Source organism: Streptomyces rishiriensis, assembly GCF_003112535.1.
In the GTDB taxonomy this organism is placed as follows: domain Bacteria; phylum Actinomycetota; class Actinomycetes; order Streptomycetales; family Streptomycetaceae; genus Streptomyces; species Streptomyces rishiriensis.
This window is the reverse complement of record NZ_BEWA01000006.1, coordinates 91,169-114,283: the sequence shown is the minus strand read 5'-3', so window position 1 is coordinate 114,283 and position 23,115 is coordinate 91,169. Positions and strand designations below refer to the sequence as shown.

General features: G+C 68.8%; 15 protein-coding genes and 3 pseudogenes. 7 read left to right on the top strand and 11 right to left on the bottom strand.

Annotated features, from left to right (window positions below; genetic code table 11):
• Positions 1–16: 16 nt before the first annotated feature.
• The 3 genes from Sri02f_RS11890 to Sri02f_RS11880 all read right to left on the bottom strand — a co-directional run bounded on the left by Sri02f_RS11890 (position 17) and on the right by Sri02f_RS11880 (position 4,775).
• Positions 17–1,339 (bottom strand): hypothetical protein, encoded by a 1,323-nt coding sequence (locus Sri02f_RS11890; RefSeq protein ID WP_109001114.1) that lies wholly within the window; start codon positions 1,337–1,339, stop codon positions 17–19.
• 160 nt (positions 1,340–1,499) lie between these two features.
• Positions 1,500–2,783, bottom strand: a complete 1,284-nt coding sequence (locus tag Sri02f_RS11885; protein WP_174855633.1) for a helix-turn-helix domain-containing protein — start codon at positions 2,781–2,783, stop codon at positions 1,500–1,502.
• Between the two features lie 342 nt (positions 2,784–3,125).
• Entirely contained in the window at positions 3,126–4,775 is a 1,650-nt protein-coding gene (locus Sri02f_RS11880) for an acyl-CoA dehydrogenase family protein (RefSeq protein ID WP_109001112.1), read from the bottom strand.
• Between the two features lie 123 nt (positions 4,776–4,898).
• On the opposite strand from Sri02f_RS11880, the gene Sri02f_RS11875 reads away from it, so the two are divergent.
• Entirely contained in the window at positions 4,899–6,080 is a 1,182-nt protein-coding gene (locus tag Sri02f_RS11875) for a YihY/virulence factor BrkB family protein (protein ID WP_109001111.1), read from the top strand.
• Between the two features lie 244 nt (positions 6,081–6,324).
• Here the strand turns inward: Sri02f_RS11875 and Sri02f_RS11870 are convergent, their stop codons facing one another.
• Positions 6,325–6,606 (bottom strand): Rossmann-fold NAD(P)-binding domain-containing protein, encoded by a 282-nt coding sequence (locus Sri02f_RS11870; protein WP_307721030.1) that lies wholly within the window; start codon positions 6,604–6,606, stop codon positions 6,325–6,327.
• Between Sri02f_RS11870 and Sri02f_RS11865 the strand changes: the two are divergent.
• Positions 6,584–7,321: pseudogene (locus Sri02f_RS11865) on the top strand (AraC family transcriptional regulator); the annotation flags it as partial. The gene Sri02f_RS11870 and the pseudogene Sri02f_RS11865 overlap by 23 nt on opposite strands.
• A gap of 300 nt (positions 7,322–7,621) precedes the next feature.
• A complete protein-coding gene (locus Sri02f_RS11860) occupies positions 7,622–8,359 on the top strand; it encodes a helix-turn-helix domain-containing protein (RefSeq protein WP_109001110.1) in 738 nt (245 codons plus the stop codon).
• A gap of 65 nt (positions 8,360–8,424) precedes the next feature.
• On the opposite strand, the gene Sri02f_RS11855 is transcribed toward Sri02f_RS11860, so the two are convergent.
• Both Sri02f_RS11855 and Sri02f_RS42690 read right to left on the bottom strand, forming a co-directional pair.
• The gene (locus Sri02f_RS11855) at positions 8,425–8,820 is read right to left on the bottom strand and encodes a VOC family protein (protein ID WP_109001109.1); all 396 of its coding nucleotides are present in this window, start codon (positions 8,818–8,820) and stop codon (positions 8,425–8,427) included.
• Between the two features lie 218 nt (positions 8,821–9,038).
• Positions 9,039–9,342 (bottom strand): annotated as a pseudogene (locus Sri02f_RS42690) (IS5/IS1182 family transposase); the annotation flags it as partial.
• A 12-nt stretch (positions 9,343–9,354) separates the two neighbouring features.
• Between Sri02f_RS42690 and Sri02f_RS11850 the strand changes: the two are divergent.
• Positions 9,355–9,870, top strand: a pseudogene (locus Sri02f_RS11850) (ThuA domain-containing protein); the annotation flags it as partial.
• A gap of 142 nt (positions 9,871–10,012) precedes the next feature.
• Positions 10,013–10,957, top strand: a complete 945-nt coding sequence (locus tag Sri02f_RS11845) for an isocitrate lyase/PEP mutase family protein (protein WP_109001108.1) — start codon at positions 10,013–10,015, stop codon at positions 10,955–10,957.
• A 126-nt stretch (positions 10,958–11,083) separates the two neighbouring features.
• Here the strand turns inward: Sri02f_RS11845 and Sri02f_RS11840 are convergent, their stop codons facing one another.
• From Sri02f_RS11840 to Sri02f_RS11830, 3 genes are all read right to left on the bottom strand, one after another.
• Positions 11,084–12,127 (bottom strand): LacI family DNA-binding transcriptional regulator, encoded by a 1,044-nt coding sequence (locus tag Sri02f_RS11840; RefSeq protein ID WP_109001107.1) that lies wholly within the window; start codon positions 12,125–12,127, stop codon positions 11,084–11,086.
• 528 nt (positions 12,128–12,655) lie between these two features.
• Complete coding sequence (locus Sri02f_RS11835) at positions 12,656–13,756, bottom strand: LacI family DNA-binding transcriptional regulator (protein WP_109001106.1); 1,101 nt, start codon at positions 13,754–13,756, stop codon at positions 12,656–12,658.
• Between the two features lie 207 nt (positions 13,757–13,963).
• Positions 13,964–14,977: a hydroxyacid dehydrogenase gene (locus Sri02f_RS11830; protein WP_109001105.1), complete on the bottom strand. Its 1,014-nt coding sequence runs from the start codon at positions 14,975–14,977 to the stop codon at positions 13,964–13,966.
• Between the two features lie 308 nt (positions 14,978–15,285).
• On the opposite strand from Sri02f_RS11830, the gene Sri02f_RS11825 reads away from it, so the two are divergent.
• A complete protein-coding gene (locus Sri02f_RS11825; RefSeq protein ID WP_245970603.1) occupies positions 15,286–16,995 on the top strand; it encodes a carboxylesterase/lipase family protein in 1,710 nt (569 codons plus the stop codon).
• A 712-nt stretch (positions 16,996–17,707) separates the two neighbouring features.
• Here Sri02f_RS11825 and mmuM read toward each other — a convergent pair.
• Both mmuM and Sri02f_RS11815 read right to left on the bottom strand, forming a co-directional pair.
• Complete coding sequence (gene mmuM, locus Sri02f_RS11820) at positions 17,708–18,649, bottom strand: homocysteine S-methyltransferase (RefSeq protein ID WP_109001103.1); 942 nt, start codon at positions 18,647–18,649, stop codon at positions 17,708–17,710.
• 400 nt (positions 18,650–19,049) lie between these two features.
• Entirely contained in the window at positions 19,050–21,170 is a 2,121-nt protein-coding gene (locus Sri02f_RS11815) for an autotransporter (protein WP_373865089.1), read from the bottom strand.
• A 532-nt stretch (positions 21,171–21,702) separates the two neighbouring features.
• Here Sri02f_RS11815 and Sri02f_RS11810 point away from each other — a divergent pair.
• Positions 21,703–23,112: an RICIN domain-containing protein gene (locus Sri02f_RS11810; protein ID WP_109001101.1), complete on the top strand. Its 1,410-nt coding sequence runs from the start codon at positions 21,703–21,705 to the stop codon at positions 23,110–23,112.
• Positions 23,113–23,115: the final 3 nt, after the last annotated feature.

The following is a 23,115-nucleotide window of genomic DNA, read 5'->3' as shown; positions in this document are numbered from 1 at the left end:
CCCGTCAGGGAACCACCTACTCCGTCGTTCTGTCGATCGAGGCCAGCGGAAGCGCGAAGAGCGCCCGGCCCGACTGGGTCCAGACCTCGCCCGTCGCCTCCCAGTAGGAAAGGGATTCCGTCTGCGGGCTCCAGCAGTCGTGCGTTTCCGCCGCACCGCACACGGCGGCGCCGGAACCGCTCGCCCTGTCGTCCGCCCTGTCGGCATCCGTGTTCTGCCGCCACAGCGTTCCGTGCCGGTCGCGCGGACCGGCGGCGCGGGTCACGTACCACTGCTCCCGGTAGGACAGCACGCCCCGCACTTCGGTCAGCTTCGTCTCGTACGCCTGAGAGGCGTGGACCCGCCCGGCGGCGTCCGTCGCGAGCAGCCCCGCGTGCCCGGGGGCGGCGCTGAAGGGGTAACGCCACAGACGCGCTCCCCGGTCGCCGTCGTCGAGGGTCCATTCACCGGCCACGAGGCTGTCCGGCGCGGTGCTGCGGTCCAGAGAAACGGTTGCAGGACGCGGCGCGTCGGAGCCGCCGCTCACCTCGTAGGAACCGACGGCCGGCAGTACGAAGCGGTAACCGTGTGCTGACCAGCCGCCCGGCACCCGGCCGACCGCGTCCCCGGCGACCGTGGCGCGCTGGACGCGGTTCATGTCGTAGACGTAGAGCGCGGCCCGATCCCCGTCGTCGGCGGTGACCAGCAACTTGTCCTGGTACCAGACCATCCCTGAGACATGGGAGATAAGCCCCCGGTAGTCCCGCCCGCCGTCGACCGGGACGGCGAGCAGAGCCCACGTGTAGGAGGGGTGGTTCAGGTCGCCCGCGTTCACGAAGCCGACCCGGGCCAGCCCGTGGTCGGCCGGTGCGCCGCCGTCGCGCGACCAGCCCGAGAGGATCACCCGGTTCGCACCCCAGACGCCGTCGTCGTCCGCGTCTCCCGACGTGGTGACCGCGCCCGGCCGCCACCCCTGGGTGTCGTCCGTGTTCCAGCAGTACGCACGCGTGGCCGAGGGGGAGACCGGCAGCGCCCCGCGCTCGGCGGCCGAGCAGTCGATCGCGTCCCGCAGGGTCCGGTCGGCCTCCTCCAGGACGGCGCTGACGCCGACCGGCCTGCCCATTCCGGCGGCGAGCCGGTCGAGAACGGTCCGCGGAACCAGGTCTTCCCTCAGCTGCAGCTTTCCGGTCTCGGCGGACGTAGCAATCGGTTTCAGACGTCCAGGGCCGTCGTGGGTGACCGTCGCCTGGGAGGCGCTGATCATGGTGGCGGCAGCGGTCAGCGCGAGGGCCGTTCCGGACAGAAACGCCCGCAGTGCCCTGCCTCGCCTACGCCGGCGGTGTCGGCCGCGATGTCTCATTCGTCCTCCCGAGGCGGGCCAACTGCGCCTGATGATCCGTACGTTGACCGAGGAGCAGGTGGGGTGACCCGTAGAGGGATGCTACGGCAGTCGGCCACCGCAGAGGACGAAGACTGCGCAAATATGCGGAAGACGCCACCGGAAGAGCGCCTACGCGTCATCACCGCTGCGGCGGCGACATCCGGTGTTCCACCACTGCGGGCGCGGTCGAATGGGGCAGCAGGCCCTGTGGGTCGGCCGGTAGCAGCACCTCGACCTCGGCACCCTCGCAGAAACGATACGGCCGGTGTTCCAGTAACCCTCCCAGATATCGTCGCACCCGGGACATCTCCGCCCGCACCGTCACCGTCCGGGCCGGGTCGCCGAACATGTCCTCGGCGAGTTCCGCCGCGCTGCGGCCACCGTGTTGCGCGGCCAGCAGGTACAGCAACTCGGCATGGCGGGGGCTGAGTTCGTGGGACCACGAGCCTGCGTTCCCCGACACGGTCACCGACCAGCGCCGGGCCCGGGTCACGTCCAGCACGATCCGGGTCGCGTCGCGTGGCAGCGGCTCGGCGGCCTCGTCCACCGACCGCACCAACCACCCGCCGGCCAGCGGCTCGATCGAGCACACCCCGAACGCCGGCAGCCATCGACGGCCCGGCGACGGCGACTTGGGCAGCGCGATCCGGCGCGCGTACGGCATTCCCGTCACCGCCGCCGTCCAGCCGTCCGCGTCCACCGCCGCCGCCCGGCCGCCGAGACGGGCCAGCACCGGAGCCGCCACCGCACGCAGCCGCTCCAGCGCCCCCAGATGCTTCTCGCGCAGCCCGGCCTCGGCGAGCTTCGCCACCGAGTCGACCCAGGCGAGGGTGGCCGGGTGCATCGTCTCCAGTGGCCCGCTGACGTCGACGACACCCAGCAGCCGGCCGTTGCGCGGGTCGGTGATCGGGGCGCCCGCACAGGTCCAGGCCGCGTGCGAGCGCACGAAGTGCTCGGCTGCGAACACCTGCACGGGCCGGCGCACCACCGCCGGCGTCCCCACGCCGTTGGTGCCGACCACGGCCTCGCCCCAGTCCGCGCCCAGTTCAAAACCGAGCCCGTCGGCCTTGCGCAGCACCGGGCTGCAGCCCTCCCGCCACAGCACCCGGCCCTCCTCGTCGGCGACGACCATGATGTGGTGGGCCACGTCCGCGACCGACAGCAGCCCCTCGCGCAGCACCGGAAGCACCTCTCGCAACGGCGACTCCTCGCGTCGTCGCCGCACCTCGTCGGAGCTGAGCAGGCCGGATCTGAAACCGTGTTCCGGATCGACGCCGCTGCGCAGCATGCGCTCCCAGGACTGCTCGATCACCGGGCGCGGCGCCACACGCGCCCGCTGACCGGCGAGCCGGGCGTCGCGCACCTCGTTGAGCACCCGTGCCGCCCGTGCGGCGTCGACGGCCGCGAGCTGCGGCACGTTCATCGGTGGCATCACCACTGGGCCTCCCGGGTACACACAGGCCGTCGACCGGATGTCAAGCTCCTGCGCCGACTGTTTCCGGTCTTACTGAAGCCCACCATCTTGCCGTCCACGCGTGCCGGAGGGGCACACTCCGGTCACAACCACTGACAAGTTGCAACCCCCTGCAACCCTGGTGGACGTCCACAGACTGTTTGAAACTTGAGCCACGCCGTCCCGAGCGGCGATTCTGGCCTCGCAGGGCCATTGCGGCGGGGGTGGTGCCGTGTCGGCGCAGCACCACCCCCGCTTCCTGTTTCCCTCGAATTTCCGCGACTTTCTCCGGTGCTTCGCAGGTCGGCGCTGTCAGGACCGAGGCGCGGACCGTTCGACGACGGACGCCAGGTCCAGACTGTGCGGCAGCGTCCCGAAGGCCGCGCCGCCGTCCCCGCCCAGGCGCGAGGCGCAGAACGCGTCGGCCACCTCAGGCGGCCCGAATCGTACGAGCAGCGCACCCTGGAGCACCAGTGCGAACCGCTCCGCCAGTCGCCGGGCCCGCCCCTCGGCGCCGTCCAGATCGGCCAGGTCCGTCAGCAGACCCTTGATCGCGCCGTCCAAGCGGTGATCGGCCCCGCGCGCCCGGCCCACCTCCTGCAGATAGGCGTTCAGCGCCTGCGGCTCACGTTGCAGGGCCCGCAGCACATCCAGCGCCTGGACGTTGCCCGCCCCCTCCCAGACCGAGTTCAGCGGCGACTCGCGTACCAGCCGGGGCATCCCCGACTCCTCGACGTAACCGTTTCCTCCCAGGCACTCCGACGCCTCGACGGTCACCGGCGCGCAGCGCTTGGTCACCCAGTACTTGGCCGCCGGAACCGCGATCCGCAACAGCGCACGCTCCTGCTCGCCACCGTCGTCGTAGGCCGCGGCCAGCCGCAGCGCAAGAGCGGTAGCCGCCTCCGACTCCAGCGCGAGGTCGGCCAGAACGTTGCGCATCAGCGGCTTGTCGACCAGCTTCCCGCCGAACGCCTCACGGTAGGTGCAGTGGTGGATCGCCTGCGCCACCGCCTGCCGCATCAACCCCGCCGAGCCCAGCACGCAGTCCACCCGGGTCGCCGCCACCATGTCGATGATGGTGCGCACCCCGCGACCCTCCTCACCGACCCGGCGCGCCCACGTCCCCTCGAACTCGACCTCGCTGGAGGCGTTGGACCGGTTCCCCAGCTTGTCCTTGAGCCGCTGGAGACGGAAAACGTTACGGGTACCGTCTTCGAGAACTCGCGGAACCAGGAAACACGTGAGTCCGCCCGCGCCCCGCGAGGAGGGCACCTGGGCCAGCACCAGGAACCCGTCCGACATCGGAGCCGAACAGAACCATTTGTGCCCGGTCAGCTCGTACGTCCCGTCCTCGGTGAGCGGAGCGGCGACCGTCGTGTTCGCCCGGACGTCGCTGCCGCCCTGTTTCTCCGTCATCCCCATCCCGAACAGCGCGCCGGCCTTCAGGCGGGCGGGCCGCAGCTCACGGTCGTAGATCGTGGACGTCAGCCGCGGCTCCCACTCGGCGGCCAGCTCCGGGTCGGCGCGCAGCGCCGGCACCGCGGCGTGGGTCATCGACAGCGGACAGCAGTTGCCCGCGTCGACCTGCGTCCACACCAGGAACCCGGCCGCCCGCCGCACATGCCCTCCCGGTCGCCCCCAGGCCGCCGTCAGCTGGGCCCCGACGCCCTTGCCGAGCAGCCGGTGCCAGGCCGGATGGAAGTCGACCTCGTCGATGCGATGGCCGTGACGGTCATGGGTGCGCAGTTTCGGCGGGTGCTCGTCGGCCTGCACCGCCCACTCCTGCACCTGCGCGGATCCGGCCGCCCGCCCGAGCGCCGACAATTCGGCGCGCGCCTCGTCGAGCAGCCCCGGATCGAGGTGCCGTTCCACGGCCTCCACCAACGCCTGGTCGGTGCCGTACACGTCGTACCCGGTCAGGGGCGGGGGCTGGTTGGTCACGGTGTGCGTGCTGCCTGCCATAGCCCGAACCTACCCCCGGGTACGGCGGTCATGGCCGTCCGAAGCCCGCGCCGCGTTCCCCGACCCGGTGAAGCTGCCTCGCCGGAGGTGAGTGCGACCCCGAACGGCGGATACCTTTAGGGCGTGCAGCCAGCAAGTCACTCACCCGAGCAACCCGGGAGCCCCGCCGGGCGTCTCCACCGGGCGCGTGCCCTTTACCGGAACGTCTCCAAGCGGCGGACCGCCTGGCTGCTGTTGAAGGACACCGTCAATTCCTGCATCGAGTACCGCATCCTCGGACTCGCCGCTGAAGCCGCTTTCTTCACGTTGCTGTCCGTGCCTCCGCTGCTGCTCAGCCTCATCGGTCTGCTCGGCTACGTCGACGACTGGACCGGCACCGACACCATCACCAGCCTGGAGACCAACCTCGTAGAGGCCTCCCGCACGGTGCTGTCCGACAAGGGAGTACGTGAGATCGCCCAGCCGATCCTCGACGACGTGCTGAAGGGCGGCCGTCCCGACGTCATCTCCATAGGTTTCCTGTTCGCCCTGTGGTCCGGATCGCGCGCAGTGAACGTTTTCATCGACACCATCACCGTGATGTACGGCCTCGACGGCGTGCGCGGCATCGTCAAGACACGGTTGGTGGCGTTTCTGCTCTTCGTCGCCGCCCTGCTGATCGGCTCGGTCGCGCTGCCGCTGATGGTCGCGGGACCGGACGCGGTGGTTCGGATCGTGCCGTGGTCGACGACCGTCGTGCAGGTGTTGTACTGGCCGGTGGTGATCGTCCTGTCGGTGGCATTCCTGACCACGCTCTACCACGTTTCCGTACCCGTGCGCTCACCGTGGATCGAGGACGTTCCTGGCGCGCTCGTCGCCCTCGCCATGTGGGTGCTGGGCAGTTTCCTGCTGCGGATCTACCTGACGAGCACGATCGAGGGCGCCACCATCTACGGCTCCCTCGCCGCCGCCGTCGCCGTCCTGCTGTGGATCGGCGTGTCCGCCTTCGCCGTGCTGGTGGGCGCGGCCGTCAACGCGGCGATCGACCGGGTCTGGCCGGCCGCCGCGACCGCCGCCGCCCGTGCCGCCAACGAACGGCTGCGCCAGGAGGAGGCCGCGGAGTACGTCGCCCGCGTCGCCGCGGCCCGTGCCCACGAGGACGACGACCCGGACGATCCCGACATGCCGTCCGAGTTCCCGGAGAGGTGGTCCCGCTTCCTGCCGCCGGAGGATGTGACGGGACGATTCCGCGCGCATGTGAAGAACTACCCGAAAACGAACGGACCGGACGGCGGGAACGACGAGGAAGAGCCTCCGGAGAAGTGATCTTTCGGTGACGCAGCGGCCCCGACCGAGAAAGCCGTCGGGAGGCGCGGCAACCTCGGTGGGGAGCGCTTTCGCAAGCGCAGCGGCCTGGAGGGAAACCACCTTCGCCAATCAAGGCCGCCCGGGCGAAGCCTTCGGAGTCTCGCAGCGGCCCGGGCGACGCGTGTAGCCGGAGCGGTAGCAGTCTGCGGGACGAAGCCCACGGAGAAGGAGACCCAGGGGAGGGCCTCGACGCGGCTTCGCCCTACGACTTCCACACGCCGGTCCCGGCTGCCTCCCTCGCGACGTCCGCGAAGTCACGCGGTGCACGGCCCAGCACATCCTGGACGCCCGTCGAGAGATAGGCGTTACGACCGTCCAGCAACGGCTCGAACAGCTCCACCAGAAACGCCGCTTCCGCAAGCGGCACCCCGAATCCGGTCAGCTGCTCACCGTACTGCTGCGCTGGAACAGGCCTGTACGTCAGCTCACGACCGGCCGCCTGTCCGACGACTGCAATCGCTTCCCGCGGTCCGGCGCCGTACACGTGCGCCGACGCCCTCGGCACGCCACCGCGGGCGCTGATCCTTCCGGGTGGGCAGTGCGCCTATCCCGACGGCCGCCTGTTGAACGGCTCCATGGATCTGGGCGTGCGCGCCTGGGGCGACCGCCTCGACGGATCCACGGTCGTCCTGATCGGCACGTATCTGCTGCAGGGCGAGATCAGTAACCGGTTGCTCGACGCGTTGCCACCGCTGTTGTCCCTGACCTCCGACGTGTGGCAGTGCCCGCTCACACCGCTGCTCACGGAGGAGATCGTCCGCGACGAACCCGGTCAGGAAGTCGTCCTGGACCGCATGCTGGACCTCCTGGTCATCGCCGCGCTGCGCGCCTGGTTCTCCCGTCCCGAGGCGGCGACGCGCGCCTGGTACTCGGCGCTGGCCGACCCGGTCGTGGGCCGCGTCCTGCGCCTCGTCCAGGACCATCCGGCCCACCCGTGGACGGTCGCCTCCCTCGCCGCCAAGGCAGGCGTCTCCCGTGCGGCCATGGCCCGTCGTTTCACCGACCTCGTGGGCGAGCCTCCGATGACCTGTCTCACCGGCTGGCGCCTCGCCCTCGCTGCCGACCGACTGCACGACACCGATGACACGATCGGCGCGATCGCCCGCCAGGTCGGCTACGGCAGCGCGTTCGCCCTGTCCAGCGCCTTCAAACGCCAGTACGGAGTCAGCCCGCAGGAGCACCGGACGCGGACCGCCTGAGGAGGCAGGGACGAGGAGGCAGGGGCGGGGGCGGGGGTGGGGGTGGGGGCGGCCCGCGGTGGGGCCGGGGTTGGACCGCAGGAGACAGGGCGGGCTGGACGAGAGGGAACGGAGCGGCTCGCGTTGAGGCGGGGCCGGACAAGACAGGACGGAGTCGAGAATGACGCAGCAACGTGCGCAGCAAGACGCCGGAGCGCAGCGAGGATCAGAAAGGATCAGCTAGGGACGGCGAAGATCAGCAAAGGGCAGCAGGCGCCAGTAGAAAGGTGTTCCGGTTGTCCGCGGCGTAGGCTGGCGTGCGTGTACGAGGAGTGGGCCTCCCGGCTGAGCGGGGCGGTGGTGTGGACGAACACACCGTCGACGCAACCTGTCGTGCACCCCGTACTGCCTGACGGCTGCATGGACCTGCTGTGGAGCGAGGGCGAACTGATGGTCGCAGGACCGGACACCCGGGCCTACGCTCCTGCAGACCCTTCCGCTCCCTGGTCAGGCATTCGCTTCTTCCCCGGCACCGCGCCGGCGCTACTCGGCGTACCGGCCCACGAACTGCGCAACCGCCGCGTCCAGTTGGCTGACCTGTGGCCGACGCGTGAGGTGCGGCGCTGGAGCGACCGAATCGCTGCCGCACCGCACGCTGCGTCCGCCCTGGAGACGCTGGCGCTGGAGCGTGCCGAGCCACCCGAGGCCGCACTGCGCCTGTTGGTCTCCGCCCTTGCCGCAGGCCGTCCCGTGGCTGAGACGGCCGACGAACTCGGTTTCGGCACACGCCAGTTGTACCGACGTTCCCTGGTGGCGTTCGGCTACGGCCCCAAGACGCTGGCCCGGATCCTGCGCCTGCAACGGGCGCTCGCCCTGGCACGGTCGGGCGTTCCGTACGCGGAAACTGCGGCGAGATCCGGATACGCGGACCAGGCCCACCTGTCGCGGGACGTCCGGGAGTTCACCGGTATGACACTAGGAGAACTGGTGCGCCGACCGTACGGTTCAGGCAGCTCGGCGCGGGAGGACTGCCTCAGCGGGGTACCAGGGCGGGTCTGAGATCCAAACATGTTCTGGTTCGCCCTGCAGCCGCGTGCTCGGGTGGGGGCTGGCGCGTGATCCGGCTATTCGGCCAGCGGCGCGAACAGATCGACGCCATTGCCGTCGGGGTCGAGCACGAGGGCGTACCGCTGGCCCCAGAAGGCGTCCCACGGTTTCAGCTCGCCGTGGTAGCCGGCGCCCACCAGTTCTGCGTACACCGTGTCGACCTCGCCGGGTGTGTCGCAGCGCAGCACGAGAGAGCTGCGGCCGCCCCCGGACGGTGGCTGCCACTGAGGATGGAACGAGCGGACGGTGTCCTCGGTGTCGAGCAGCAGCCGCACCCCGCCCGGAAGCCCGGCCTCGGTGTGTGGTTCCCGCTCGGCTCCCTCGGGGAAGGCGAACCCGAGTCGGCGGTAGAAAGAGACGGAGGCGGCCATGTCTGAGACGACCAGGCCGATGGCATCGAAACGTGGACTCATGCGGCCACCGTAGGCAAGGCTGATGTAACCGGTCTTGAAAGAAACGGACACGTCAGGCATCGACCAGGTTCGCTCCCAACCCTGATCAAGCCCGGGCCCGGTCCTGCCCCCGGGCCTTTCCCCCGAGTCCTGGACACGGGGGCAAGGCCCGATGTCGTGATCGAATTGTGCGGGGAGGGCTCCTGTCAGGCCCGAGGCGACGCGCCTGAGACCGTGTCCTACATGGTCGGTTTGAGGAACCGCTTGTAGCAGTAGAGAACGGATGCCAGTCCGAGAAAGGCCGGTCAGCTGCCTGGTTTCCGCTCGTAACGGTGGTTGAGAGGGCGGTAGCCGGTCAGCCAGGACATGGTGTGTTCGTTGACCCACCTGCACCGGCCGAGCCGCTCGCTGGAGTTGGTGCCCTTACGGGCGATACGGACGCCGATGCGTTTACCTCACAGCCAATCGCCGCCGGTGAGGGATGTCGTACCCCCTGTTTGCATGAAGGCGCACGGGTTTGGAGTCGGCCGGGGATTCGTGTCCCATGTAGAAACAGCCGTCGCCTTTCTGCCCACCAGCGGCGACGTGCTGACGCCGGCTGGGCGGGAGCGGCTCGCCGGCTACATCGAGGAGGGGGGTTTCGCCGGGGCGCATGCGGCAGCCTGCACCGAGTACGACTGGCCGTACTACGGCGAGCCCATCGGCGCGCGGTTCGCTCGCCGCCCCGAATACCAGCCGGTCAAGGCGGTGATCGAGGATCGCGAGCATCCCGAACCCCGTTCGCTGCGTGCCGTCTGGCGCTTCACCGACGAGTGGTACGACTTCCGAGTCAACCCGCGTCCATAGGTACAAGTCCTGGCCGTCGCCGACGAGTCTTCTCACGAAGGCGGTGGGATGGGGATCGACCATCCGCTCGTGTGGTGTCGTGATCAGGGGCAGGGAAGCGCTTTCTACCCGGCACTCGGCCACGCTGCCGACGCCTACCGGAGCCCTGACCTCCTCGCCCACCTCCGAGGCGGGCTCACTGGGGCAGCCGGTGCCGAGCAAAGACAAGTGACGTTTCTTCGGTGAACCGCTTGCGCCATCGGGGTGAGTGAGGGCCGCGCGGTGGATGGTGTCCGCCTGTGCGTCGAGATCCTCTTGTTTCGGAAACCTGTTCCGAAACGCCTTTCTGGAAAACGTTCCGGAAAGAATATTCAGGAGGAGCCCTACGGTGACTTACGGGACCAAGCTGCGGGAGCGGATCGCCGGACCCGGGACGACTCCGCTGATCGGCGTGTACGACATGTACTCGGCGTCGATCGCGGCTCAGCACTACGACGGGATGTTCGTTTCCGGATTCGGATTCGCAGCCTCTTACTACGGGCTGCCGGACATCGGATTCATCGCCTGGCCGGACATGATGGCATTCGTACAGCGGTTGCGGGGCGCGTTTCCAAGGCACCACCTGCTTGTCGACATCGACGACGGATACGTCGACCCGGAGGTCGCCTGTCACGTGGTGGAGGGCCTGGAACGAATCGGGGCGTCCGGCGTCATCCTGGAGGACCAGAAACGACCGCGTCGCTGTGGACATGCAGACGGCAAGCAGGTACTGCCGCTGCACGAGTACCTTGCCAAGCTGGAAATGGTGCTGGCGACCCGCGGGGACCTGGTCGTGGTCGCCCGTACGGATGCCACGGACGAGAAGGACATCCTCCACCGCGCCGAGGCTCTCGCCGCTACGGACACGGACGTCGTCCTGGTCGACGGCGTCCGCAGCGTGGAGTGGATTCGCCGGATCCGTGCAGTGGTCGGCGACAAGCCGCTGCTGTTCAACCAGATCGCCGGCGGCAAATCCCCCCGTTTGTCACTGAGCGAGCTGTCCGATCTCGGCGTGGACGTGGCGATCTACAGCACTCCATGTCTGTTCGCGGCTCACGAGGCGATGCACGCAGCCCTCGCAGAACTGAAGCGGACGGATGGGCGGCTGCCCACCCCGGACACCACGAACGGGGTGGGGGTGGCGACTGCGACCCGCCTCCTGGAGGGCAACATCGCGCACCGCCGCCCGGCCGTGGAAATCACGGCTCACAGGCAAGAAACGGGAGACGCACAAGAAGTGCAGAAGAACCAGGAAGCGGAGAAAACGGAGAAAGCCGTGACTGCGAGCCTGTGACAGGTAAGCGTTTACGAAGCGGGGTTCGCTGTGGTGGTTCACGACGCAGGGTGCGCGAGGGCGTTGTCGGACGTCGGGGTATGAGCGTGAGCGGGCCGGGAGCCGAAGCGGGACGGACGCGAAATGTCAGGCCTGCGGCGGCGCAGTGCTCGCCCGCTGCACAAGTCGCGTCGACAGCTCGGTCCGGGCGCCCTCCGGGCGCTCTCCGTCCATCATCCGCACCAACATGCGCAGCGCCGTCGCCGCCATCTCCGCGAGCGGCTGACGGACCGTGGTCAGAGCGGGGGTGGTCCAGCGGGACTCCGGCAGGTCGTCGAAACCGACCACGCTGACGTCGTACGGAATCCGCAACCCCCGCTCTGTCAGGGCACGGTAGACGCCCAGGGCCATGCCATCGGAGCAGACGAAGACGGCCGTCGGCGGCACGGGCAGGTCCAAGAGCTCGCGCATGCGACGGTACGCGACGGATTCGTCGAAGCCGCCGTCGCGGAGGTACTCGGGGCGCAGTACGAGGCCGGCCGAGGCCAGTGCCGAGCGATAGCCGGCGACCCGGGCACTGCTGCACATCTTCCGTCTCGGTCCGGCGATCACCGCGATGCGTTCGTGGCCGAGTGTCAGTAGGTGTTCGGTCGCCGTGACTCCGCCCTGCCAGTTCGCCGCACCCACCGACATGACGCCAGAGGGAGGCTCCAGAACAGGATCGATCATCACGAACGGAATGCGATGCTGCTCCAGCCAGGCATATTGAGAGCTCGTCAACTCCGCAAGATTGAAGAGGACTCCAGCCGACCCGCGCACGGTCAGCTTGTCCAGCCAACCCCGTTTCGGGCGTCCGACGGGGGTACGGGACAGGGCGGCGGAGACGACCAGGTCCAGACCGGCGTCGTGCGCCGCCTCCTCGACGCCGCGGAGGACCGCGCCGGACCGGGAACTGTCCAGCGAGTGCACGACGAGGTCCACCAGCCGGGGCGGCCTGGACGCGTCGAAGCGGGGTCTGCGTACATACCCGAGCCGGTCCAGTGCCTCCGTGACTCGGCGCCGAGTCTCAGGAGCGACATCCTCGCGCCCGTTGACCACCTTGGAGGCAGTGGGAACGGACACCCCCGCCTCGCGGGCCACGACGGCCAGGGTCGGCCCGGCCGCCATGCTCGCACTCGCCGTGCGCACCATTCGGAACCACCTCTCCGGCCCGCCCGAGGGCCAGCGAACGTTCGACCAGCGCCGCTTGGGAGCCGATTCAGAAACAGGCGGCTCGCAGAAAGCGCTTGCTATCCTAGGCGCGCCTCGGCATGGCGGGAAGACGCCGGGTAACGCGGGATCATGGGCGTCCCGCGAGGCTCCGTGCTCGTCGGAAGCGATGGCCGGAGGGCGGACGACGTTGCGCGTGCGGCGGAGGCGGCAGTAACCGGTTGCTCAAAACGGTAGACCCAGGCTCTCGACGGCATCGAAGGTTGTGCAGCAAACGTTGCAGCGGCACGGCGTACGGTTCCCGCGTCGCGCGGCTGGGGGCGTGGGGACCCAGAAGGATGGTTCCGGATCGGTCGGGCGCGTTGTGCTCCGGGAGGCCGTCCCGGGCGCCCGCGGTCAGGTCCCCATCGAGCCCTGCACCTTGTGAACTGGATCGACCCCTGCACCTTGTGAACTGGAAGAAAAGGCCTACGAACTGACCCTCGGGCAGGTCTCAGCTGACGCCGTGACTCACCGGAGCCGCTTCGGGGGGCGCACCGAATCCCGCACGACGACATGGGTCCCCAGCACCAGGTGTTCGGAGTCCGAACTTTTGCGCCCTGCTGCGGCTCCGGCCCCCTTCCGTCGGTCCGCCGCCGCACGCAGGGCCACCCGGCCCATCTCCTCGTAAGGCACGTGCACCGTGGTGAGTTGAGGGGTGAGCTGGGACGCCAGCGGGATGTCGTCATAGCCGGTGATCGACACGTCCTCCGGCACCCGCAGCCCCGCCGCACGCAACGCCTGCATGGCGCCCGCGGCGACGACGTCGGTACCGGCGAGTACTGCAGTGAAGTCCGGCGTCTCATGCAGAGCCGCTTCCACTGCCGCGTACCCGTACGCGTCGTCATAGGGGCCGCGCCGCACCAGTCCCCGGTCGAACGGCACCCCGTACGCCTCGAAGGCTCGACGTGCGCCGTTCAACCTGCCTTGCGCCGTGCTGAGTTCAGCCGGGCCGGGCAGGGCCAGGATGCGTCGATGGCCGGCCGAGAGCAGGTGGCCGGCCATGGCGTAGGCGCCGGACTCGTTGTCGTAGTCGACGGTCGTGGCCGGGACGTCGCCCTGCAACGAGGGCCTGCCGACCAGGACCAGGTGCGAGCCGGCGGCATCGAGGGAACGGGCGAAGCGGGCCATGCGCAGTTGGTACTCGTCGTAGTCGTAGGCACCACCGAGCAAGACGACGGCGGCGACACCCTGTTGCCGCATCAGGTTGACGAGAGCCAGCTCACGTTCGGGGTCGTCGCCCGTGGTTCCGACGAGCGACAGCCAGCCGCGCAGTGTGGCCGCGCCCTCGACGCCCTTCGCGATGTGGGCGAACGCCGCGGAGGTGACATTGTTGATCAGTATCGCCACCGTCGGCGTGCCCGCGCCGGCCAAAGACCGCGCGTGCGCGTTCGTCACGTAGTCCAGGTCTCGCACGACCTGCATCACACGGCTGCGCACCGTGTCGGAAACGGGGTAGTTGCTACTCGACAAAACGCGGGAAACGCTTGCGGCAGACACACCGGCGCGCTCCGCCACGTCCCTTATGGTCACCCGGCCGACTACGTCACTGGTCGTCTTACGCTGATTCACGTTGCGGCTCCTTACCGTCGTGCCATCTTGGGCGCCTCGGGGCCACGGACTCGGAGGACGGCGTGGCCTGATCGCCGGACGGACGGGGCCTGGCCCCCCGTCGGCTCGGGAACCGTATCCCGATGCCGTGCCAGGTGGACCGGCCTGTGGATACCCCCGGTAACAGCCGAAAAGCCGGCTCGGTGGAGGCTCCTGCCGACGGCGTCGTCAGGCCATGCTGGCCAGGTCGGCGTGGCGCACCTCATGGGCGAGCGGCAGCCCGTCGGCCAGCCGTTCCAGTTCCTCCACGACGATACGGCCGAGGCGCTCGAGCTCGTTGCCGAGGGATCCGGCGATGTGTGGCGTCAGAAAGACGTTCGGCAACCGGTATAGAGGGGAGTCGGCCGGCAGCGGTTCCGGGTCGGTGACGTCGAGCACCGCGTGCAGCCGGCCGGAGACCAGTTCGTCGGTGAGGGCGGCGTGGTCCACGAGGGCTCCCCGCGATGTGTTGATGAGTACGCCGCCGTCCCGGATCAGGGCCAGGCGGGCGTGATCGAGCATATGACGGGTGTCGGGGATGTCCGGCGCGTGCAGGCTGACGATGTCGCTGCGCAGAAGGAGATCGTCCAAGGAAACCGATTGCGCGCCGAGTTCGGCGGCTTCGGCCGCGTCCACATACGGATCGTGGAGCAGGACGTCGAAGTTGTGCGGGCGCAGCAGTTCCAGCAGGCGTCGGCCCACACGCGACGCGCCGATGACGCCTACCCTGCGACCGAAGTTGCCCGTGGCCGAGGTCTCGGCGGGGGTCGGCTGGGCATGGGTGCGACGGAACCGCTCACGGTGAGCGAAGACGTCCTTTCCGGCCAGCAGAATCATCGCGAGGGTGTACTCGGCCACCGGAACGGCATTGCCGGTGACCGCGCTGGAGACGGTCACTCCCCGCTCCCACAGCGCCTCGCCGACCAGTGAGCGAACCGAGCCCGCGGCGTGGAGCACGGCGCGCAGTCGGGGTGCCGAGGCAGCGATGCCCGCCTCCAGGCGGGGACAGCCCCAGCCAGTGATCAGGACCTCGATGTCGGCCAGCGCCGTCGTGGCGGCGTGATCGGAGAAATCGCGAACGACGAACCCGGTGTCGATCTCGGCTGTGCGGCGCAACCGGGCCATCAAGGGATCCGGGAACAGCAGGGGGAGATGTACCGGATCCATGGCGAACACGGCCCTCGGCAGGGAGGCGCTGGGCATGACTCTCCTGAGGTGCGTAGAAACAAATAGGAAGCGCTTTCTGTAGCCGCCATCTACCGTAGGTCTGGGCTGCAGTACGGTCAATCGGTCGGCAGGAACGGTCGGACCGGCGGCTGCGACCGGCTCGATCTCGACACACTGATGTACGCCGAACAGCCCTCCCAGAGGCTTCTGCACCGGAATAGCGGGCCTTGTTGTGGTGCTCTGGTGTTACCGGTGCGCGAGCGCGGCGAAGGGCTGGTGAGCAGGTGGCAGCAGACGAGACGAATCCTGCGAGTGACGCCAGGGGGGAGTCCGCCCCACACCCTGTGGTCAGGACCCCCTACGGGCCCGTCCGTGGGAGACATGAGCACGGCATCTCCGTCTTCCGGGGAATCCCGTACGCGGCGCCCCCCTTCGGGACACTCCGCTTCAAGCCGCCTGTCCCGCCGGAACCCTGGGACGGGGTGCGCGATGCGGGGGCCTTCGGTCCGACGCCACCCAAACCGTCGTACTCCGAGGCCTTCGCGCAGTATCTGTCCGACCCTGTCATTCCGGGTGACGACTGCCTCAACCTCAACGTCTGGACGCCGGAACCCATGCCGAGCGCCCGGCTGCCGGTCCTCGTATGGCTGCACGGCGGCGCGCTGACCAGGGGTTCCTCAGCGGTACCGGTATACGACGGAAGGAAGTTCGCCGCTGCTGGAATCGTTTTCGTATCGATCAACTACAGGCTGGGCGTGGAGGGCTACGGACTTTTCCCGGACGCGCCCGCCAACCCGGGTCTGCGCGACCAGCTCGCCGCGCTGGAATGGGTCCACCGAGCGATCGGAGCCTTCGGCGGCGATCCCGACAAGGTCACCTTGGCAGGTCAGTCCGCAGGCGCCATCAGCGTGGGCGCACTGATCGCGGCCCCGCAGGCACAAGGACTCTTCCGGCGGGCTGTCCTGCAGAGCGGACCGCCGGAGGCCTTCGAGCGGGACAAGGTGCGGCGCATGGTGCGTCGAATGGCCAACCGGTTGAAGATCCCGGCCACTGCCGAAGCTTTCGCCGCCATCGATCGAGATCTGCTGCTGAGTACCCAGGCCGAGGTCGGCAGACTGAGCAGTCCTGTGCTGGGCGGCCCCGCCTTCGGCATCGTGGTCGACGGCGACCTCGTCCCGCGCGATCCCCTGCAGGCCCTCGTCGACGGAGACGTGGCCCACGGTGTCGACCTGCTCATGGGCTGGACACGCGACGAGTACCGGCTCTGGCTGGTGCCGGGAGGTCTGCTGGAGCGCGTCGACCGGATGGGCCCCGTCGCTCTCGCCGGAGCCATGGCCCGCTGTCATTGCGGCCATGAGGTGCCGCGCGGCTACCGCGCCCTGCACCCCGAGGCCGGCACCGCCGAACTCGTCGGCCAGATGGTCACCGACAAACTGCTGCGGCTGCCGCTTCGACAACTGGCCGATGCCCGTCCCGGGTCGTCCTACGTGTACGAATTCGCCTGGCCCTCCCTGCGGCCCGGACTCGGCGCCTGCCACGCTCTGGAACTCGGTTTCGTATTCGATACCGGCGAGACGCCCGAGTCTGCGAAGCTCGCCGGTGACGGAGCGCCGCAGGCGCTCGCCGACGCGATGCACGAGGCGTGGACACGATTCGTGACGACGGGCAAACCTGGCTGGGAAGCCTGGGGCACGGCGCATCCGGTGCGGGTCTTCGGCGAGGTCGGCGGGGGGCGGGATGCGCTCGGCGGAGTTGCTCATGAGGCCGGCAGGGGCAAGGCGGCGCTCAACGGTGTCGGTAAACCAGCCGATGGTCGGCGCACGGAGGCGGGCAGCGGGCCGCACGCGGCCGACCACATGGCCCATACCGCATATGGCCTGCGCGATCGCGAGTTGGCGCTGTGGACGGCGGCGGGAGCCGAAGCCGTCGCTCCGGACGAACCCGTCGACGGGCCGCCGGCGCGGGATCCGTTGCTAGGCAGGGCCGCGCGCCGCGCAGAGTTGAGATCGGCGGTGCGGCGACTGCGCCGCGCCGGAGGGGTGCGGGGGCGCTGATCGTCGGTCGCCCCCCCCATGCGCGGAGGAAACCTGCTTCTTCGTTTACCTGGCATTCGGGGTGTCCTCGGGTGTCCTCAGATGTCCTCGGGCTGGTGCCCGTGACCGCTGCGTCTCGCGAAAGGTGTTTCTTCGAAGCTGCAGCCGGGCCGAGACGGGAGCCGGGTCGGAATCGAGGCGGACGGGGCCTCTCCGACGGCCCCCACCCAGTCCCACGTGACCATTCGGGTCGCCACCAGCGTGTGCCCACCCGATGCGTCAGGAGCACCACCCGGCAGGTTGGGGCGCTGAGGAGTGCCGGCCTGGCTCCTGGGAGGGGGGCAGGGTGTCGTCGTCAGCGTCGGAGCAGGTCGCGCGCGAACGGAATGCCGTGGTAACCGGTCGCTGACACGTTGTGTACCTCGTCCGGTATCTCTGAGCTGGGCCGCCAAACCGCCGGGTCCTTCTGATGCACGGTACGGCGTAGGCGCCGCCTCGCCCGCACCGCCTCGCCCGCACCGCGCGCTTTTGTGCCGGGATGCGCTCGCGGGACGCACGCTGCCAGCCCCCGGGGGAGTCGGCCGGGACCCCGGCGCTGGTCGCCGTGTCTCATGGGGCGTTTTGCGTCCATCCGACAGCATGCCTCGTGATCCCGTCGCCCCTTCCTCCGGCGGAATTCGAAAGCGACCGCTTTCACGATCATGCATGTCAGCGGAAGCCGACCGAACAGGGCCTACACGGGCGACAAGGTCCGGGCGATCGAGGCGACGGCCTCGGGACCGACGCGGCAGCAGCCGCCGATGAGGCGGGCCCCCGACTCGTGCCAACCCAGCACCTGTTCGGTAAGGAAGGAGGAACGGCCCTTCCACGCGCGGGCCTCCGCGTCCCAGGCTTCGCCGCTGTTCGGGTAGACGACGACGGGTTTGCCCGTCACCCGCGCCGCGATTGCCACGGCGGCGTCGACGTCCTCGGGCGCGCAGCAGTTCACGCCGACCGCGATCACCTCGTCCGCGTCGGCGGCCAGAGCGAACGCCTCCTCCAGCGGCTGCCCGGCGCGGGTATGGGCTCCGGTGATGGAGTACGACAGCCAGGCCGGAACACCGAGTCCCCGCAGCGCGCGCAGCAGTGCCTCGGCCTCGTCGGCGTCGGGAACCGTTTCCAGCGCCAGCACGTCGGGCGCGGCGGCAGCCAGCACTTCCAACCGGGGGCGGTGGAAGCGTTCCAATTCCTGGACGCTCAGGCCGTACCGCCCTCGGTACTCGGAACCGTCCGCGAGCATCGCCCCGTACGGTCCGACCGACGCGGCCACCCACAACGGGTGCGTGGCCCCTTTGCCTTGTGCCCGCCGTGCTGCTTCCCGAGCCAGCTCCACACTCAGCGTAAGCAGCCGTGCCGCCTCTTGGCGGTCGATACCACGCTTCGCGAATCCCTCGAAAGTGGCCTGGTAACTGGAAGTGATCGCTACGTTCGCACCCGCCTCGAAGTAGGCGAGGTGGGCCTCGATGATCGCTTCGGGGCGTTCGGCGAGCAGCCGCGCCGACCAGAGCTCGTCGCTCAGGTCGTGCCCGGCGGACTCCAGCTGGTTCGACATGCCGCCGTCGAGGACGACGGCCCCGGTGGCGAGCGCCGTGGCGAGGGAGGTCTCTGCGAGAGGAGAAGGTATGTCGCTGGTCATGGCAAGACGCTAGCCGAAGGGACGAGCTACAGCCCGATGAGTCCAGGGTGTGAGCAGCGGGACCACATCGTGGGATGAGGCCTCATGATCGTGCTCCTGCGCTGCTTTCTGATCGTTGACTGCGACTGCGACTGCGAGGGCTGGCACTCGTCGGGTCGTTCAGCCGAGACCGATCATTTCCTCTGTTGCCGACCACGATCGCGAAGCGTACGGTTCGGGCCCTCCAGGATCGGCGCCCTTGGAGCGGGGCGGGAAGGGGGAGACATCCGAACACCTGATGAAGCTGACCCTGTCACAGACCGCGTGCACCGCGTCCTGGGAGGGGTGGCGTCCGCACCGTGCCTCGATCACTGCAGTGCGGTGGCCGGGGCCTTGCTGGGGCACGGCTTGGGTTCGGGGATCAGCCCCTGGGCGCCGAGTGGCGGCCGCCCCGGTTGCGCTGTCCGCCCCGTGAGCGCCTGGTTTTGGGGACCAGCAGCGCACCGAGCAGGCCGGCTGTCAGCACGTACGGCCACCACCCGAACGCGCTGGGCCTGGTCGCATCGGCGCCGCGCGTCTCTGCGGTGACGGCTCGCGAGGAAGCCCGCCCGCTTGCGCTCACCGAAGAGCTTTCGGCCGTGGCAGCCAGCACGACGTCATTGCCGTCCCCTCCCTTGTAACTGATCCGGTAAACGGTGTCGTCGAGCTTCACCTCCCCACCCTCACGCAGACCGTCGAAGGTACCTCTGACGGGTGTGCTCCCTGTGTGATTCAGCACGATGATGGTGCGGCCCGGATTACTGCCGGCCGTTTCGGAAGCCTTGCTGGAAGCGGTATCGGTCCGTCGCGACGCGGACGACTTGTCGAAAGCGGTACCAGAATCCGTTGCCGCAGTGGCCCTGTCCCCGGCGGACAGGTCGAGTCCGCCGGCCAGGGTCACCTTGCCTGCCACCGTCAAGGGTGTGTCCGCCAACACCAGTTGGCCTTCGTCATGCTGCGTGTATGCCCCGGTGACCGTCAGCCCTCCCGTGACGACGCCCTCGTTCGTCACGGCGCCGCGCACGATTCCCTTGCCGTTGAGTGTGCTCGTCACCCGCAATGCCGAGCCGCCGGTGTCCAGCTGTGCTGCCGCGGACGTCAGCCGGATGGCCCTGCTGTTGGCCAGCGTCGCCCCGTTCTCGAGGGCGAGGGTTCCCCGTTCGATCGTGGTCGTTCCGGTGTACGTCACCGCCGATCCCGTGAGGGTCGTCTTCGCGGCCCCGGACTGCACGAGAGAGCCGCTGCCTCCCAGGCGGGACAATGAAACCGCGTGCCTCGTGTTTCGCACTATCAGTGTGCCGTCATTCACGATCCGTCGCCGGTCGGTTCCGGTGAGCACAGAGCCGTCCCCCTGCGCTGATCCGAGTCGCAGGATCGCTCCCTTCTGCACGGTCGTCGAACCGTCGTAGTACTGCGCGGCCGCGAAGGTGACGTCGTTCCCCTTGGTTCCGGCGATGACGACGTCGCCGGCGCCGGGTGCGGCCAGGGTGTCGTGGTACTTGCCGCCACCGATCGGCGCACCCAGGGTGACGGGGCCGTCGTAGTCGAATGTCAGCAACGACCGCCGTCCGCTGGCCTCGTGCAAATTGATGTAAACGGTGTCCTTCGTGCCCGGCATGAAGATCTTGTGCGTGGTGCCGTCACCCCACTGCACGTTCGCGCCCTCGATGTTCGTGCCGCGTTTGTTCAACTGGTGCGGGATCGCACGCCAGTTGAGGACCGGGTCGCTGAGCGTGGGCGCGGTGTCGCCACCCTGGTCGCTGTAGCTGTACTGGCCTGTGAGGACGACCCTGCTGCCCGGCCGCGTGTGGACGTTGACGTCGCTGCCGTACTGCCGCTGGTAGAAGTTCTGGCGCAGGGTGACCGTTCTGTCCAGCGGAGTGTCGATGATCCAGGATCCCTGGTTGAGGATCGCCCGGGTGTTGGGCAGCGAGACGGGGTACTCGGGACGGCCGACCGCCATGCCGGTGCCGTTGTCGATGACGCCGGAGAAGGGGTGCGTACCGGCCAGGTCGAGCGTGCCCCACATGTTGCGAGGTTGGGTGACCAGGCCGGAACCACTGATCGTGCCGATGTTGAAAGTGCGGGTCAGCGACAGGCGGAGCGTGCCGTCGACGCGGATGTTGAGCTGGTTGAGCCGGTAGCCGGGAGTGTCGTACGGGAAGTGCCCGATCAGTCCGGTACCCCCACCGGTGCCGTACTGCAACGTCGTTCCGCGCTCCACTGTGATCGCGGGCGGATCGGGGTTGCTGACCGTCGTGTACGGGTGGTTTCCGCCCTGTGTGCGCACCACCTGTCGCCGACGTGGGCTGGGCAGGGTGAAGTCGCTGTCCTTGCTCAGGACGAGGGTCCCCCCGCCTCGGACTGTCAGTGTTCCCTGGCCGCGAAACACGCCACTGTACGTCGTCGTCCCGGCGGGTACGGTCACCGCCGAGTCGCCGGTGAGAGTAACGTCCCGGTTTGCCAGCACGTCGGCGGTGACGTCCCGGACGTCGGCGGCCATGGCCGGGGGACCGCTGGCGAGGAGGGCTGCGGCGGCCGCGAGGGCGCCGATGGCCGCGGTGGAGATGTGAAGAGGGTTGCGCACACTACGGAGACGCGGCACAGCGGGACCGATAACAGAAATCTTGCTTCCCCTATGTGCCGGCCGGCTCTCGGGACCCAGAAAGCCACCATCCGGGCGGAAAGTTCCGGAAAGGGCTTTCCATCAAGTCCCGTCAGACCCGTTGACCTGCTCGTAACGCGCCCTTACCTTTTCGGCGTTCGTCATTCCACATGTCGTTCGCAGACCCGAACGCGCCCCTCTCTCGAGAGGCAGCCCTTGTACGCCGACCCACCCGTCCTTGGCCGCGCTGATCCGCCCATCGACCGTCACGGCGACGGCTTCCACGACGACACGGCGATCCGTCCCCACTCGGCGGCTCTCCCTGAACGAGCCCAGCCCCCACACCCCGCCTCCAACCTTCGGCCGGCCACCGGAGGCCACCCCGACTTCGGCGCTCGAATCGCCGTCACCGTGAAGGAGAGTGCGTGAGATGAGACGTGCGTACGCGACCCTGCTCGCCCTCTGTCTGGCGCTGATCGGCGCCTTCGCCACCGCGGGACCCGTCCAGGCGGCGCCCATGACGATCACCAACGGGACCCAGTTCAAGGACACTTCGGGCAACCCCGTCCACGCCCATGGCGGAGGCGTCCTCAAAGTCGGCTCCTACTATTACTGGTTCGGTGAGAACCGCAACGCCGACAACACCTTTCGATACGTGGACGCCTACCGTTCCACGGACCTGAAGAACTGGGAGTTCCGCAACCACGTCCTCACCCAGTCGAGCGCCTCCGAACTGGCCACCGCCAACATCGAGCGCCCGAAGGTCATGTACAACGCCTCCACCGGCAAGTTCGTGATGTGGATGCACAAGGAGAACGGCGTCGACTACAGCGAGGCCCGGGCCGCCGTCGCCGTGTCGGACACCGTCGACGGGAACTACAGCTGGCGTGGCAGCTTCCGCCCGCTCGACCAGCACATGTCCCGGGACATCACGGTCTTCGTGGACACCGACGGCGCCGGGTACATGATCTCGGCCGCACGCGAGAACTACGACCTGCAGATCTACCGGCTGACCGCCGACTACACCGGTATCGCGAGTTTGGTGGCCGACCCATGGCACGGAGGTCATCGAGAGGCGCCCGCACTGTTCAAGCGGAACGGCGTCTACTTCATGCTCACCTCGGCGGCCACCGGCTGGAACCCCAATCAGCAGCAGTACGCGACGGCGACGTCCCTCGCCGGTCCCTGGACGGCCATGACCGACGTCGGAGACTCGACGGCGTACGGATCGCAGACCGCATACGTCCTTCCCGTTCAGGGGAGTTCGGGCACGTCCTACCTCTACCTGGGTGACCGCTGGGGCAACTCCTTCGGCGGCACGGTCAACGACTCCCGTTACCTCTGGCTGCCCCTGGGCTTCCCCACGTCCACCTCGCTGACGCTGTCGTGGACCCCCGAGGTCACCGTCGACTCAGCCGCCGGAACGGTCGCCGGCACGAGTGCCGTGTACGACACGCTCATCGCCCGGCACAGCGGCAAGTGCGCGGACGTCACGAGCCAGTCCCTGTGGGCGGGAGCGCAGATCAAGCAGTACGACTGCAACGGCGGGAACAACCAGAAGTACTGGTTCAAGCCCGTCGGAAGCGGTTACTACCAGTTGATCGTCAGAAACAGTTCTCTTTGCGTGCAGGAGAACGCGAACACGGTCACCCAGGAGGACTGCAGCGCGACGGCCACCAGCCAGCACTGGTCGCTGACGCCTTCCGGCAGCTACGTGAACGTCGAGTCCCGGGCCAGTGGCAAGTGTCTGGACGTGAACGGCGCGTCCACCGCCAATTCGGCCGCCGTCATCACGTACGCATGCAACGGCGGCTCCAACCAGCAGTGGACACGCGACTGATGA

Bases quoted from the DNA above. Each gene is read 5' to 3' on its own strand.
- mmuM (WP_109001103.1), bottom strand. From the start codon at position 18,649: ATGACCAGCGACATACCTTCTCCTCTCGCAGAGACCTCCCTCGCCACG.
- Sri02f_RS11810 (WP_109001101.1), top strand. From the start codon at position 21,703: ATGAGACGTGCGTACGCGACCCTGCTCGCCCTCTGTCTGGCGCTGATC.
- Sri02f_RS11815 (WP_373865089.1), bottom strand. From the start codon at position 21,170: ATGGCCGCCGACGTCCGGGACGTCACCGCCGACGTGCTGGCAAACCGG.
- Sri02f_RS11830 (WP_109001105.1), bottom strand. From the start codon at position 14,977: ATGCCCAGCGCCTCCCTGCCGAGGGCCGTGTTCGCCATGGATCCGGTA.
- Sri02f_RS11890 (WP_109001114.1), bottom strand. From the start codon at position 1,339: ATGAGACATCGCGGCCGACACCGCCGGCGTAGGCGAGGCAGGGCACTG.
- Sri02f_RS11880 (WP_109001112.1), bottom strand. From the start codon at position 4,775: ATGGCAGGCAGCACGCACACCGTGACCAACCAGCCCCCGCCCCTGACC.
- Sri02f_RS11855 (WP_109001109.1), bottom strand. From the start codon at position 8,820: ATGAGTCCACGTTTCGATGCCATCGGCCTGGTCGTCTCAGACATGGCC.
- Sri02f_RS11885 (WP_174855633.1), bottom strand. From the start codon at position 2,783: ATGAACGTGCCGCAGCTCGCGGCCGTCGACGCCGCACGGGCGGCACGG.
- Sri02f_RS11840 (WP_109001107.1), bottom strand. From the start codon at position 12,127: ATGGTGCGCACGGCGAGTGCGAGCATGGCGGCCGGGCCGACCCTGGCC.